Here is a 13,029-nt window from a genome sequence, read left to right as displayed (position 1 = left end):
TAAGCCGCTTTTTTAGATCAAAAGGCAGAAGTCGTACTAAACGATCTCAGCCAAATTTACTTACAAGAACCTGGCAAATATTTTGGAGGCATTGGGTTTGTCCCCGCAGGGCCACATTTCCAAGAGGCAATCGAAGTGCCTCCAGCGGTTGTGCCAACAAGCGTGCCGCTTGCGCTGTAGGGTACGAGAGAAACTGCATTGGCCGTGGCAGATGTAGCTCCGCCCAACGCTGTCTCACTGCCAATAACCGTGATGACGCCGTTGCCATCCACCGAGCCGGAGGCAACATATTTGGTCAGTGTAAAGCTGCAAGCACTAGGCAGTGACGAAGAAATATCGACTTGCTGGGCTGTTTGAACCGCTTCAGTAATAGCGGTGCGGCAGGAAGACGCCGCCAAAATCACTTCAGACACCTTGGCACGCACAGTGTAATCTTGGTACGCAGGCAAAGCCACTGCAGCCAAAATACCAATAATCGCCACGACGATCATCAATTCGATCAGGGTGAAACCCTTTTGGACCATTTGCATAGAACGCTTCATGAAAAACTCCTTGATTGAGGGAATACTGACGCGGCAGTATGAGCAGGCTTCATGCCAGCCCGTTCAGGCGCTGAAATGTGTAAGTTAGTTCTCAATTTTTGTCACCGCCGCCATAAAAACTTACTTTTTTGACACACAACATCGGGTTGACTAACATTTTTGTCACTTGATGCAGACCGACCGGACCATTTTCAGATCCGTCAGCCCCATCAGCACCTTCTCCATGCCGTCCATCTTGAGCGTACGCATGCCGCTGTTAACCGCCGACGAGAACAGCTCGGCAACCCGCGCCCGCGCCTGAATCAGTTTTTTCGCCGCATCGTCGGCAACCATCAACTCGTGCAGGCCGATGCGGCCCTTGTAGCCCGTCTGGTGGCACTTATCGCAGCCGACCGCGCGGTACAGGGTGAGTTGGCCGTCTTTGCCGTAGCGCTCCATCCAGTCGTCCAACAGCATCTGCGACTCGCCACCGACATCTGCCTTCCAGGCATCGGTGTGGCGTAACTCCTCGGCATATTCCTTGATGAAGTCCTTGATCTCCTGCGAACTCGGTTGGTAGGCTTGTTTGCAGTCGCACAGTTTTTTCGCCAGGCGTTGGGCCAGGATGCCGAGCAAGGCGTCGGCGAAGTTGAACGGGTCCATGCCCATGTCCAGCAGGCGGGTGATGGATTCCGGGGCGGAATTGGTGTGCAAGGTCGAAAACACCAGGTGGCCGGTCAATGAGGCCTCCACACCCATGGACACGGTTTCCTTGTCGCGCGACTCGCCGACCATGATGATGTCCGGATCGGCGCGCAGAAAAGCTCGCATGACCAGCGCAAAATCGATGCCGGCCTTTTTGTTGATCTGGACCTGGCGCAGGCCTTTTTGCGTGATTTCGACCGGGTCTTCGGCGGTCCAGATTTTGGTGTCCGGTGTGTTGAGAAACTTCAGAATGGAATGCAGCGTGGTCGTTTTGCCGGAACCCGTGGGGCCGCAGACATAAAACAGGCCATAAGGTTTGGAGACGGTTTTCTCGAGCCGCTCTTTGTTATGTGCCGTCAGCCCCAACCTTTCGAGTGGAATCGGTTCACCCGCCGCCAGAATACGCATGACAACATCTTCGACCCCGCCCGAGGAAGGAATGGTGGCAACACGTAATTCGATATCGAGCGGCCCATATTTTTTGAACTTGATCTTGCCGTCCTGAGGCTTGCGCTTTTCGGAAATGTCCAGATCACACATGATCTTGAGCCGCGTGACCATGGCTTGGCGAAACTGGGCCGGGACTTCGATGTAGGGCTGCAAGGTGCCGTCGATACGAAAGCGGATGCCGGTTTTGGCCTTGCCTGGCATGGGCTCGATATGGATGTCGGATGCCTTCAGCTTGTAGGCGTCAACAATCACCTTGTTGACGAACTTGACCAGTTCGTTGTCGGCCGCCGCGGACTCCAGGGCGGAGTCGTCGTAGGCATCGTTGTCCAGCGGCGAATCCATGTCGGCCAGCAACTGGTCGATGGACCCCCCTTCGTTGCCTGCGCCAAACAGCTGACCCAAGGTTTCGTCAAATTCGGTCTGTGTAGTGACGCAGTAAGAGAACTTGCCGAGTTTCGGAAACACCTGCGGAACCACCCGAGCGCCGCGCACAGCCTCGGGATCAACACACATGATGGTCAACCCGTCCGGTGTTTCTTCCAGGGGCATCCAGCCTTGTTGCTCGATAAAGTGCCGCTTGAGCAGGCCATGCAACATCTCGGAGCGTATGCGCCCGGCGCTAAACGCCTCGTACGGCACCCCAAAAAATTTGGCCAGTGAGGCGCCTAGCTGCGCCGGACGGATGCGGTAGCGGGTCAGCAGCAGATGTTCGACCGACTGGCCTTCTTCACGCGCTTTGTGAAGACACTGCAGCAACTCGTCCGGCGACAACACACCTTCGGCCAGCAAGCCGTCGTATTTGGTGGCTTTGCGCCGCAGACCGTCTTCCTGCCGCTGCATACGCTGACGAAGCGCAATCCCCAGCGTCTTGCACAGTTGCTGCGCCCCCTCTTCTTCCAGCTTGGCAAAGGGCTGGTCACTGCGGTTATTAATCACCTGCAAAACACCGTACAAGGTGTTCCCATCCATCACCGGCGCGACCAACATTTGTTTGGTGCGGTAGCCGGAGCGTTTGTCGACTTCCTGCAAAAAACTCAGCTTGGGATGCAGCTTTTTGAGCGCGTCTTCGTCGTACACATCCGCAATATTCACCATTTTTTTGGCCAGCGCCACATAACCGGCAATGCTTTGCACACTGATGGGCAGTTTCAGCTCGCGGCTGGTATTCAGGCCGGTCTTGACTTTGGAAATGATGGCCGTGCGGTCCTCATTAACCGCATACAAGGTCAGCCGGTCGGCATTAAACAGCTTGCAGATGTCCTGGCTGGCCTCCAGCATGATCTGGTCAATGTTCTCGGTTTCGTGGATGCGGTTGGTCACCAGTTGCAACTGGCGAAAATACAGCACTTCAAACGTGACCCCTCGCTCTTGGGGGGGCAACTTTTGCGAGACAAAAAACTGGTCTTCGGGATCTCGCGGCAAGGCGGCACTCATAGTTCAAACTCCTGACCCGCGCGCAGCCAGCGTATGTCGTGGATCACATGGGGCCCCACCGGGGTCGTCTGATCAAAACGTTGGATTTCGGCCATGATCAAATCGGTTTCGGCGGGCTTGGTGTGCGTGATGTAAATGGGGTAATTCCGGCTTTTATCGATGCAATCGAGTTCGCTCGCCAGGACATGCGGCGACAGATGCAAACTCCGCTTGGCCAGGTCGCCCTCCCGGTTGCTGAACGCGGTTTCGATGACCAGCATGGCCACCTTGAGCTGGTTGATACGCGCCCACAGTGCCGGGTTTCTTTCCGTATCGCCGGTAAATACCCAGCAACCCGATTCCGCCGCCACAGCGTAGCCGACAGCCGGCACCGTATGAACGGCGGGCAAAACTTCCACGGATTTTCCGGCGAGCAACAGCGTTTGTCCGACCGTCAGGGGGTGGAAGCTGACAAAGGGCGCCTCCGGCGTGGGGATTCTTGAAAAATCAGGCCAGATGGTGTTGTTGAAAATATGCACCTGAAGTGCATCAATCGTGCCCTGCAAAGCGTGAATCTGTATGGGCGTCGTCCTTTGCGCGGCGATCGCGTCCACCATCAGCGGCAAGGCGGCCACGTGATCCAGATGGGAATGTGTGAGCAGGACATGGTCAATGCCGCGCATCTCGTCCAGCGTGAGGTCGCCCACCCCGGTCCCCGCATCGACCAGCACATCATGATCGAGCAGGAAAGACGTGGTCCGGCAGTCTTTGGCGATGGCTCCTGAACAGCCCAGTACACGTACTTTCATGGTTTTAAGGTCTGGTGCGTTGATGGTGAGGGTTTACTTGGTGTCAAAGTTGGTTGCACCGTCCCAGGCGGGATCCAACGGCAACAGCCTCATGGAGGCTACACGTTCTGCATACAGCCGGTAAAGGTACTTTTTCGCATTCATGCGCTGCAAATTGAGCAAATGCACATCGCAATCATCCCAGGCCTGGTCGCGATAGGCCTTGAGGGCCAAAGTCCATTCTTTCAGTTCGCTGCCGAGCTGCTGGTCGACCTGGTCTAAAGGCGCCACAGGACAAAAAATCGCCACCGCCTGGTCTTTGCCTTTGACCCGAACCTTGTCGAGTTCTTGCCAGGCAAAGTCGCTCGCCAACTGGCGGGTGGCCTCACTGGCCACGGTATCAACGCCATAGGTTTTGGACAACCCCTCCAGGCGAGCGCCCAGGTTGACCGCGTCGCCAATCACCGTGTAGCTGCGGCGTATGTGGGATCCCATGTCACCCACACACATGCTCCCGGTGTTCAGGCCTATGCCGATACCGATCTCCGGCAGACCTTTGATCCGGTGCTCTTCGCTGAGCTGGCGCACGACCTGCACCATTTCCATCGAGGTCTTGACCGCCAGGCTGGCATGGGCCGGCGTGTCCACAGGTGCGCCCCAGAAGGCCATCACGCAGTCCCCCATGTATTTGTCGATGGTGCCACGGTTGCTACGGATCAGGTCCGTCAGCCGGCTGAAAACGCTGTTGAGCAAGGCCTGCAGTTGCGTGGGCTCCATGGTTTCAGACATCTGGGTAAAACCACGCATGTCGCAAAACATCACCGTGAGCTCCTTGGCCGAGGCTTTCATGCTGTAGCTGTCGGGGTCTTTGACCATTTCATCGACCAGCTCGGGCGGTACGTAGGTGCCGAACAGGTTGGCCAACTCCCGCTTGGAGCGGCTCTCGACAAAATAACCGTAACTCATGTTCAGGGCAAAGGCCGTGAGCGCCATGACCAAGGCGGTGGCCAAGGGCAACACCAGGCCATACGCCGAATACAGCCAGAAATTAAGCCCGACCAGCGCAGCCACCATGGCTGCGCTGGTGGCGACCGCCTTGGGCGCGGACAACAAGGGCAACACAAACGCCAGGGTCAAGCCTGACAGAATGAGTAACAGCACCTCGTAACCCACCGCGTAGTCCGGTTTCACCAGGACCTTGCCATCCAGAAATCCTGAAATCACATTGGCGTGGGTCTCGACACCGGGGTAGGTCTCGCCAACCGGCGTCACCCGCAGGTCCAGCAGACCCGGTGCGGTGGTACCCAGCAGGATGATTTTGTCCTTTAACTGGCCTGGTGCCATTTTTTGCGCCAGCACATCGGATGCCGAGATGTAGCGGAACGAGCCGCCATTGGCCCCCCCCGCCCCCCGAAAGGGCACCAGGGTCGCCACCCGCTCGTCCACCGGAATGGCCAGGGACTTGTTGCCCTGTTTGAGCAGGATGCTCTCCAGGCCCCGGTAGTGAGCGGTCAGGAGTTTTCCCTGCGGGAAACCAGGCTCCACGCCGGGCAGGCCCACCAGCATGCGAAACATGGCCAGAGACAAGGATTCGTAGTATTGGTCTTTGAACTCGGCCAACAAGGGAATGGAGCGCACCACGCCGTCACCTTCCGTGATTGAGTTCATAAACCCGCCCATGGGTGCCGCCTTCGCCAGCAGGTCGATATTGGCACCGTAACCGTTCCAATTGGTGAAGCGTATAGGCCGGCCTTGCAGGGCCTCGCGGTCCATCACCGGCGCAGGTAACATGCCGTTGACCCGCCCATCGCGGTCGCTGGTGAAGTAATACCCCAGCACCACCGGCCTTTTTTCAATGGCCTTGGCAAAACGGGCATCGTGGTCCAGGCTGTCCTGGAGTTGGCTGAGTTTGTCGATAAAGACCGGCTGGTCTTTCAGTTCGCGCCGGGCCAGTTGCTGGAGCCGCTTCAAGCCGGAACTGTTGTCGGCCTCCGCAAACACCACGTCAAAGCCCAGCAATGCCGCTTGCTGCCGGCCCAACAGCTCTTCCACCAGGTCCGCCAGATGGTGGCGTCCCCAAGGCCAGTGACCCACTTCGGCGAGGCTTTTTTCATCCACATCGACAATAACGATGCGCTCATCCAGCGTGCGCGGCATGGTGGCGCGCAGGCGGGCATCGTAAAGAATGTCGTCCAGTCGCTGCAACACGTCCAGGCGCAGCACCGCGCCGGCATGCAGCAAAGCAAAAACGAGTGGGATCAGCGTGACAAGAATCCGAGGCCAATGCCGGGCAAAAAGTCGCATAAGGCCTCTTGGGGAGCTGCGCTTGAAAGCGGTTTTCCGGTCAAGGCCAGAAAACCGCCGGGTTCAATGCTGCACGAACTGCATTTGCGTGCCCGCCAGCTCAAGAAGGTCGCCGTTTTTGAGCGGGACGGGATCGGTCCCGATGGACGCGCCGTTGAGGGTGGGCCGGTTGTCACCTTCCACATGGGCCACCACAAAACCCTGAGGCCTTTTGGTAATGGCGGCAACCGCTACCCCGGGCTTGCCAATGGTGGTCACCACCTTGACCAGCGCGACTTCGCGGCCGGCGGCGGCACCCGACATCACCTTGATGGCGGCACTGGAAGCTGCGCCCCCCTCCACCGGTGCGGGTGCTGGCGCGGCGGGTGCAGCTACACCGGGCGAGCCCGCCTTGATGATCATGGTCTTCTCGAAGCCGGCGTTCGCGGCTTCATTCACATATTTGATCTTGTACTTGCCGATTTCGACCGTGTCGCCATTGGCCAGTTGTTGCTTCTTGACCGCTTTGCCATTGAGATAAGTCCCATTGGTGCTGTTCAAGTCCTCGACAAAAACTTCATTGCCCGACATCTGCAGAACAGCATGCTCCCCACTGACGGCCAGGTTGTCGATAACGATGTCGTTGTAAGGCCGCCGACCCAGGGACGTACGGTCCTTGGTCAGCTGCACCTCTTTAATCACAACACCGTCAATAGAGACGATCATTTTCGGCATGGCCGACTCCTGTCTATTTTTAATATGGCACTCACTCTGGCTACCTCCCCATCATTCTGGACAACAGGCCGCGCTTGACCGAGGCCTCCTTGGCGCGCACCAGCAACACTGAAATATTGTCCCGCCCACCGCCCGCATTGGCCGCAACCACCAGTTGCCGGGCTGTTTGCTCCAGCGGCTTGGCCCCCGATAGAATAGCCGCAATCGCTTGGTCGCTGACCATGTCGGACAGGCCATCGGAGCACATCAGGTAGATATCGCCCAACTCCACGCGGTGTTCGTTGACTTCCAGCAACACCGAGTCTTCCACGCCCAAGGCCCGCGTGACCAGGTTTTTGTTCACCGAGGTGAGCGCCTGTTCCGGCGTGATCAGTCCCGCATCAATCTGCTCCTGCAGCAAGGAGTGGTCCTTGGTGATCTGCTGAAACTGGCCCGCACGCCAGCGGTAACAACGCGAGTCACCGATGTGGCCCAACATCAGGCGCGTGCCCTGAAATACAGCGACCACCAGCGTCGTGCCCATGCCGGAATATTGCGGGTTGGAATTGGCCGCGTTGAAAATGGAGTGGTTGGCGTTTTCTACGCAAATTTCCATAGCACGCCGCACCTCCCGGGAATTCGCGTGTTTGCCCGCCTGCGACAACCAGCGACCCAGTTCCGAGCGGATAAACGCGACGGCCATGCCGCTGGCGATTTCCCCCGCGTTGTAACCCCCCATGCCGTCGGCCAGAATGCAGAGGTTGGTCACGGCATCAAACGTCAGCGCATCTTCGTTGTTGTCCCGCGTCAAGCCAGGATCGGTCTGGGTGCAGATCTCGTAGAGCATCGTATTCTTGTTATGGATTCAAATCTGTATCGGCGTGGCCTGCCGGGGCATCCGAAAGAGAAGAGGCAACCGGGCGTGTACACCGCGCGACCCAAGCCGATGCCCCATGCTGGCGAGGCCTTGCTTGTCGATGGCCACGATCGCCATCCGGTCTGAGGGTTGGCGCAAGGTGCTGGTACCGAAAAAGTCGGTGGCGGTGTACAACATCGGGACGGCCAAAACCACGCGAGCCCCCACGCCCCTGTCGGCCCGCCGGAATTGCCTGCGCTTGTTTGCTGTGGTGCTCACGCCACGCCCCCTGGTTCGCTGTTCATATCCGCTGTTATGTTTCTTTTTTCGTCGCTACCAGCCGACGATTGTTACTTATTAGTTACAAATATCCCGGATGTGGACATTAACAGACGCCGTGCAGGCGGACAAGGCACTTTTACACATCCTGCAATGGATTTAGGTAGTCCCACGGAAAGTGGCCCGCCAAAAGCAGAAAACCCGGGGTTTGACCCGGGTTTTCTGAGCTTGCGGCCCGCAAGTTCACGTCAAACGTGGACCGACGGGCAGACAGGAAAGTCAGGAGCCAGTCACTGGACTTTTGCCGCGCTTTTGCAGGTAGGTGCCCAGCGCCACCACCAGCACGGCGCCCAGGATGCCACCAAAGGTCACGGTTTGCTCGGCAATCTGGCCAAAACGGCTGGTCACGGCCGGATCGGTCAACAACATCTCGCCGGCCAGGAAACCCAGCAGGGCCGCGCCGATCGTGATGATGATGGGGAAACGCTCCATGACCTTGGTCAGCAAGGTGGCACCAAAAACGATCAGCGGGATGCTGACCAGCAGGCCCAGGACCAGCAGCGGCAGGTTGCCCTTGGCGGCAGCGGCCACGGCCAGCACGTTGTCCAGGCTCATCACCAGGTCGGCCAGCAGGATGGTGCGAATCGCGGCCATCATGCCGCTGATTTCCTGGCCGGATTCATCGCCGTTGTCTTCGCCCTTGAGCAGATCAACACCGATGTAGACCAGCAGCACCGCGCCTATCATCTTCAGGTAGGGCAGGCTCAAGAGCTGGATCGCCACGATGGTCAGAATAATCCGCATGACAATCGCCGCGGCGCTGCCCCAGAAAATGGCTTTGCCGCGCTGATGCGGCTCCAGCGTTCTGGCAGCCATGGCAATCACCACGGCGTTGTCGCCGGACAAAACGATGTTGGCGATCATGATGGAGCCGAAGGCGCTCCAGAAAAGAGGGGACGCGAAGTCGAGACCGAAAAACATGAGAGCTCCTGTTATGAATTAAAAAAAGCGCTGGGGAGCGCTTTTTCGTTTTTTTAGAGTCTAAGCCGCAATACGGCTTACCACGATTGGTATTACTGCTTATGCACTTGACCGAGGTCAAGTTTTTGCAATCACCTTACAGCAGCGCCTTGAGCAACCTGGCCATCTCGGAGGGGTTGCGCGTGACCGTGAAGCCGCAGGCTTCCATGATGGCCAGCTTGGCATCCGCCGTGTCGGCACCACCGGAAATCAGCGCACCGGCATGGCCCATGCGTTTGCCGGCAGGCGCCGTCACACCAGCGATGAAACCCACGATTGGTTTCTTCATGTTGGCCTTGCACCATTCAGCGGCTTCGGCTTCGTCGGGGCCGCCGATTTCGCCAATCATGATGACGGCGTCGGTGTCCGGATCATCGTTGAAGGCGCGCATCACGTCGATGTGTTTCAGGCCGTTGATCGGGTCGCCACCAATGCCCACGGCGGACGACTGACCAATGCCCAGTTCGCTCAGCTGTGCCACGGCTTCGTAGGTCAGCGTGCCGGAGCGCGAAACCACGCCGATGCGGCCTTTCTTGGTGATGTGACCGGGCATGATGCCGATCTTGATCTCGTCAGGCGTGATCAGACCAGGGCAGTTGGGGCCCAGCAGCAGGGTTTTCTTGCCGCCGGCGGCTTCCTTGGCCTTCATGCGGTTGCGCACTTCCAGCATGTCCTTGACGGGAATGCCTTCGGTGATACAGATGGCCAGGTCCAGGTTGGCTTCCACGGCTTCCCAGATGGCGGCGGCTGCGCCTGCGGGCGGCACGTAAATCACCGACACGGTGGCGCCGGTCGCCTGGGCGGCCTCGGTCACATTGGCGTAAATCGGGATGCCTTCGAAATCTTCGCCGGCTTTCTTGGGGTTCACGCCGGCGACAAAGCATTCCTTGCCGTTTGCGTAGTCGCGGCACATGCGGGTGTGGAATTGACCGGTCTTGCCGGTAATGCCCTGCGTGATGACTTTGGTGTGTTTGTTGATGTAGATCGACATGCTTGTTTCTCCTGGGCTTACTTGACGGCGGCCACGATTTTGGTCGCGGCTTCGGCCATGGTGTCTGCGGCAATGATGGGCAGACCGGATTCGGCCAGCATCTTCTTGCCCAGGTCTTCGTTGGTGCCCTTCATGCGCACGACCAGCGGAACCGACAGGTTCACGGCCTTGCAGGCAGCAATCACGCCTTCGGCGATGGTGTCGCACTTCATGATGCCGCCGAAGATGTTGACCAGGATGCCCTTGACTTCAGGGTTCTTCAGCATGATCTTGAAGGCTTCGGTCACCTTCTCGGCCGTGGCGCCGCCGCCGACGTCCAGGAAGTTGGCCGGCTCGCCGCCGAACAGCTTGATGGTGTCCATGGTGGCCATGGCCAGACCGGCACCGTTGACCAGGCAACCGATGTTGCCGTCCAGCGAGATGTAGGCCAGGTCGAACTTGGAAGCCTCGATTTCAGCCGGATCTTCTTCGTCCAGATCGCGGAAAGCCACGATTTCAGGGTGACGGAAGAGGGCGTTCGGGTCGAAGTTGAACTTGGCGTCCAGCGCCATCAGCTGGTTCTTGCTGTCGCGGTTCAGCGGGTTGATTTCGACCAGCGATGCGTCGGTGTCCATGTAGCACTTGTAGAGCTTCTGGAAGATGTCCACGGCCTGGGCAGTGGACTCGGCGGGCAGGCCGATGCCGTTGGCGATCTTGGTGGCTTGCTCAGCGCCCAGACCGGTCAGCGGGTCGATGTATTCGGTGATGATTTTTTCGGGGGTGGCATGCGCCACTTCCTCGATGTCCATGCCGCCTTCGCTGGATGCGATGAAGGCCACTTTTTGTGTGGCGCGGTCGGTCACCAGGGAAACGTAGTATTCCTTCTGGATGTCGGCGCCGTCTTCGATGTAGAGGCGGCGAACCTTCTGACCTTCAGGGCCGGTCTGGTGCGTCTTGAGCTGCATGCCCAGGATTTCGCCAGCGATGCGTTTGACGTCTTCAATCGTCTTGGCCACCTTCACGCCGCCACCCTTGCCACGGCCACCGGCGTGGATCTGGGCCTTGACCACCCAGACCGGGCCGCCAAGTTTTTGCGCGGCTTCCACCGCTTCTTGCACTGTGAACGCGGGGATACCACGTGGCGTAGGGACACCAAAGTTGCGCAAGATTTCCTTGCCTTGGTACTCGTGAATTTTCATGAAATTACTTCCAGGAGTCGGTAAATGGGGGGCGCTCGCATGATCTGATGTTTGTCTGCCACATTCCGCAGAATTCACCAAAATGTAAGGCCTTCGATCACTGCACGCAGCAGCGCAGAACTGTATCATGTTGCGATGCACAATTCTTGTGCCGAATTTATACTTTAGTAATACGCACTTTCCACAGGGGAATAAGCCACCATGGCCAAGGTTTTTATCGACGGTGAAGCGGGAACCACGGGTCTGCAGATCCGCGAGCGTCTGCAAGCCATGCCGCAGATTGAATTGGTCAGCATCGCCCCCGCCTTGCGCAAGGATGCCGCCGCCAAACGCGAGCTGATGGCCCAGGTCGACCTTGTCATTCTGTGCCTGCACGATGACGCCGCGCGCGAATCGGTCGCCATGATCGACTCCCTGCCGGGCAAAAAACCCAAAATCATTGACGCCTCCACCGCCCACCGCACCACGCCGGGCTGGGTTTATGGCTTTCCCGAACTGACCCGGACACAAGCCGCCGCCGTGGCCGCCGCCGACCGTGTGGGCAACCCGGGCTGTTACGCCACAGGCGCGATTGCGCTGATCCGCCCGCTGGTCGATGCCGGCCTGATGCCGGCCGACTTCCCCTTGAGCCTGCCGTCGGTGAGTGGTTACTCCGGTGGTGGCCGCCAGATGATTGAGGCCTACGAGGCCGGCAACGCCCCGGCCTACGAGCTTTACGGCCTGGGTCTGGAACACAAACACCTGCCGGAAATCATGTTCTACACCGGCCTCACGCGCCGCCCGGTGTTTGTGCCTTCCGTCGGCAACTTCATTCAAGGCATGCTGGTGCAACTGCCGCTGCACCTGGACCTGTTGCCCGGCCAGCCAATGGCCGCACAGCTGCACGAGGTGCTGGCCAAGCATTACGCCGGCAGCACATGGGTGACGGTAGAGGCCGCGCCCGAGTCCGGCAAGCTGGACGCTCTGGCGCTCAAGGACACCAACAAAATGGAGTTGCGCGTGTTTGGCAACGAAACGTATCGCCACGCGGTGCTGATTGCACGACTGGACAACCTGGGCAAGGGGGCTTCCGGCGCCGCGGTCCAGAACCTCCAACTGATGCTGAATCTCTAGAGCCCCCACGCTCCCCACTGCGCGTGGTTCGCTGCCCCCCGAGGGGGCGCTGCGCCTGCGGCCCGGCGAAGCCGGTTCCGCGGCCCTTGCTGGCATGAAGCGTCCCCACGATCGCTATTAGTTTGATAGCTTCTTGCGCCCGAATCTATTGGGCTAGCGGCCAATTTTTCTTGCAATCCTGGCCAGCAGAGCTATTCAGTCATCCTCGGCCTGCGACACCACGCGGCGGATCGCATCCGCCCCAAAACCGCGCGCCGCCAGAAAACGCATCTGTTTGCCGCGTGCGGCCGCGTCCAGCGCTGGTTCGCCAAACTTTTTGCGCCAGACTTCGCGGGCGCGTTCGACTTCGCTGGATTTCAGGCGGTTGACGGCGTCGGCCACGGCTTCGGGCGCCAGCCCCTTGCCCTGCAACTCGTGACGGATACGCGCCGCGCCAAAACGGGCGGCGCGCCGGTTGATCACCGATTCGACCACCCGCGCCTCGCTGATGAAGTCCTTGGCCTGCAACTCGTCGAGCACTTGGGCCAGTTGCTCCGGCGACTCGGCATGGGCGGCCAGCTTGCGCTCCAGCTCGGCACGTGAATGTTCACGCGCCGCAAGGTAACGCAGGGCCCGGCCTTTCAAGGACAGACCGAAGCCGGCGGCCGGGGACGGTTTGTCCGAAGTCAAACGAGGCATGGCTATTGACTCACTGCTGTTTTGATAGCTGCTTGCGCTG

At 58.9% G+C, this 13,029-nt stretch carries 11 protein-coding genes; 1 reads left to right on the top strand and 10 read right to left on the bottom strand.

Annotated features, from left to right (window positions below; all coding sequences use genetic code 11):
• Positions 1 to 56: 56 nt before the first annotated feature.
• The 9 genes from ACHMXK_RS00725 to sucC form a co-directional block, all read right to left on the bottom strand.
• Positions 57 to 542, bottom strand: coding sequence for a pilin (locus tag ACHMXK_RS00725; RefSeq protein WP_397436789.1), 486 nt, complete (start codon positions 540 to 542; stop codon positions 57 to 59).
• Positions 543 to 704: 162 nt separating this feature from the next.
• Positions 705 to 3,110, bottom strand: a complete 2,406-nt coding sequence (locus ACHMXK_RS00720; RefSeq protein ID WP_397436787.1) for a GspE/PulE family protein — start codon at positions 3,108 to 3,110, stop codon at positions 705 to 707.
• Positions 3,107 to 3,898, bottom strand: a complete 792-nt coding sequence (locus tag ACHMXK_RS00715) for an MBL fold metallo-hydrolase (protein ID WP_397436785.1) — start codon at positions 3,896 to 3,898, stop codon at positions 3,107 to 3,109. Before ACHMXK_RS00715 ends, ACHMXK_RS00720 begins: the two co-directional genes overlap by 4 nt.
• A gap of 33 nt (positions 3,899 to 3,931) precedes the next feature.
• Positions 3,932 to 6,181, bottom strand: a complete 2,250-nt coding sequence (locus ACHMXK_RS00710) for a CHASE2 domain-containing protein (protein WP_397436783.1) — start codon at positions 6,179 to 6,181, stop codon at positions 3,932 to 3,934.
• A 63-nt stretch (positions 6,182 to 6,244) separates the two neighbouring features.
• Positions 6,245 to 6,895, bottom strand: a complete 651-nt coding sequence (locus ACHMXK_RS00705) for an FHA domain-containing protein (RefSeq protein ID WP_397436781.1) — start codon at positions 6,893 to 6,895, stop codon at positions 6,245 to 6,247.
• Positions 6,896 to 6,935: 40 nt separating this feature from the next.
• A complete protein-coding gene (locus ACHMXK_RS00700; RefSeq protein WP_397436779.1) occupies positions 6,936 to 7,721 on the bottom strand; it encodes a Stp1/IreP family PP2C-type Ser/Thr phosphatase in 786 nt (261 codons plus the stop codon).
• Positions 7,722 to 8,288: 567 nt separating this feature from the next.
• Positions 8,289 to 8,990 carry a TerC family protein gene (locus ACHMXK_RS00695; protein ID WP_397436777.1) on the bottom strand — a complete coding sequence of 234 codons (702 nt, stop codon included), beginning with the start codon at positions 8,988 to 8,990 and terminating at the stop codon, positions 8,289 to 8,291.
• 136 nt (positions 8,991 to 9,126) lie between these two features.
• Positions 9,127 to 10,020 (bottom strand): succinate--CoA ligase subunit alpha, encoded by an 894-nt coding sequence (gene sucD / locus ACHMXK_RS00690; protein WP_397436775.1) that lies wholly within the window; start codon positions 10,018 to 10,020, stop codon positions 9,127 to 9,129.
• Positions 10,021 to 10,037: 17 nt separating this feature from the next.
• A complete protein-coding gene (gene sucC / locus ACHMXK_RS00685) occupies positions 10,038 to 11,198 on the bottom strand; it encodes an ADP-forming succinate--CoA ligase subunit beta (RefSeq protein WP_397436773.1) in 1,161 nt (386 codons plus the stop codon).
• Positions 11,199 to 11,399: 201 nt separating this feature from the next.
• Here sucC and argC point away from each other — a divergent pair, with 201 nt between their 5' ends.
• On the top strand, positions 11,400 to 12,311 hold the full coding sequence (gene argC, locus ACHMXK_RS00680; RefSeq protein ID WP_397436771.1) for an N-acetyl-gamma-glutamyl-phosphate reductase: 912 nt from the start codon (positions 11,400 to 11,402) through the stop codon (positions 12,309 to 12,311).
• 195 nt (positions 12,312 to 12,506) lie between these two features.
• Here argC and recX read toward each other — a convergent pair whose 3' ends face one another.
• Positions 12,507 to 12,989: a recombination regulator RecX gene (recX, locus tag ACHMXK_RS00675; RefSeq protein WP_397436769.1), complete on the bottom strand. Its 483-nt coding sequence runs from the start codon at positions 12,987 to 12,989 to the stop codon at positions 12,507 to 12,509.
• Positions 12,990 to 13,029: the final 40 nt, after the last annotated feature.

It is taken from the genome of Polaromonas sp. UC242_47 (assembly GCF_044452385.1).
GTDB lineage: Bacteria > Pseudomonadota > Gammaproteobacteria > Burkholderiales > Burkholderiaceae_C > Polaromonas.
Note: the sequence above shows the minus strand (reverse complement) of the source record. Positions and strands in the feature narration are given on the sequence as shown.

What these genes read in the sequence shown, in the direction of transcription:
- ACHMXK_RS00700 (WP_397436779.1), bottom strand. Translation starts at nt 7,721, where the DNA reads ATGCTCTACGAGATCTGCACCCAGACCGATCCTGGCTTGACGCGGGAC.
- sucC (WP_397436773.1), bottom strand. Translation starts at nt 11,198, where the DNA reads ATGAAAATTCACGAGTACCAAGGCAAGGAAATCTTGCGCAACTTTGGT.
- ACHMXK_RS00715 (WP_397436785.1), bottom strand. Translation starts at nt 3,898, where the DNA reads ATGAAAGTACGTGTACTGGGCTGTTCAGGAGCCATCGCCAAAGACTGC.
- recX (WP_397436769.1), bottom strand. Translation starts at nt 12,989, where the DNA reads ATGCCTCGTTTGACTTCGGACAAACCGTCCCCGGCCGCCGGCTTCGGT.
- ACHMXK_RS00710 (WP_397436783.1), bottom strand. Translation starts at nt 6,181, where the DNA reads ATGCGACTTTTTGCCCGGCATTGGCCTCGGATTCTTGTCACGCTGATC.
- ACHMXK_RS00695 (WP_397436777.1), bottom strand. Translation starts at nt 8,990, where the DNA reads ATGTTTTTCGGTCTCGACTTCGCGTCCCCTCTTTTCTGGAGCGCCTTC.
- ACHMXK_RS00725 (WP_397436789.1), bottom strand. Translation starts at nt 542, where the DNA reads ATGAAGCGTTCTATGCAAATGGTCCAAAAGGGTTTCACCCTGATCGAA.
- ACHMXK_RS00720 (WP_397436787.1), bottom strand. Translation starts at nt 3,110, where the DNA reads ATGAGTGCCGCCTTGCCGCGAGATCCCGAAGACCAGTTTTTTGTCTCG.
- sucD (WP_397436775.1), bottom strand. Translation starts at nt 10,020, where the DNA reads ATGTCGATCTACATCAACAAACACACCAAAGTCATCACGCAGGGCATT.
- argC (WP_397436771.1), top strand. Translation starts at nt 11,400, where the DNA reads ATGGCCAAGGTTTTTATCGACGGTGAAGCGGGAACCACGGGTCTGCAG.
- ACHMXK_RS00705 (WP_397436781.1), bottom strand. Translation starts at nt 6,895, where the DNA reads ATGCCGAAAATGATCGTCTCTATTGACGGTGTTGTGATTAAAGAGGTG.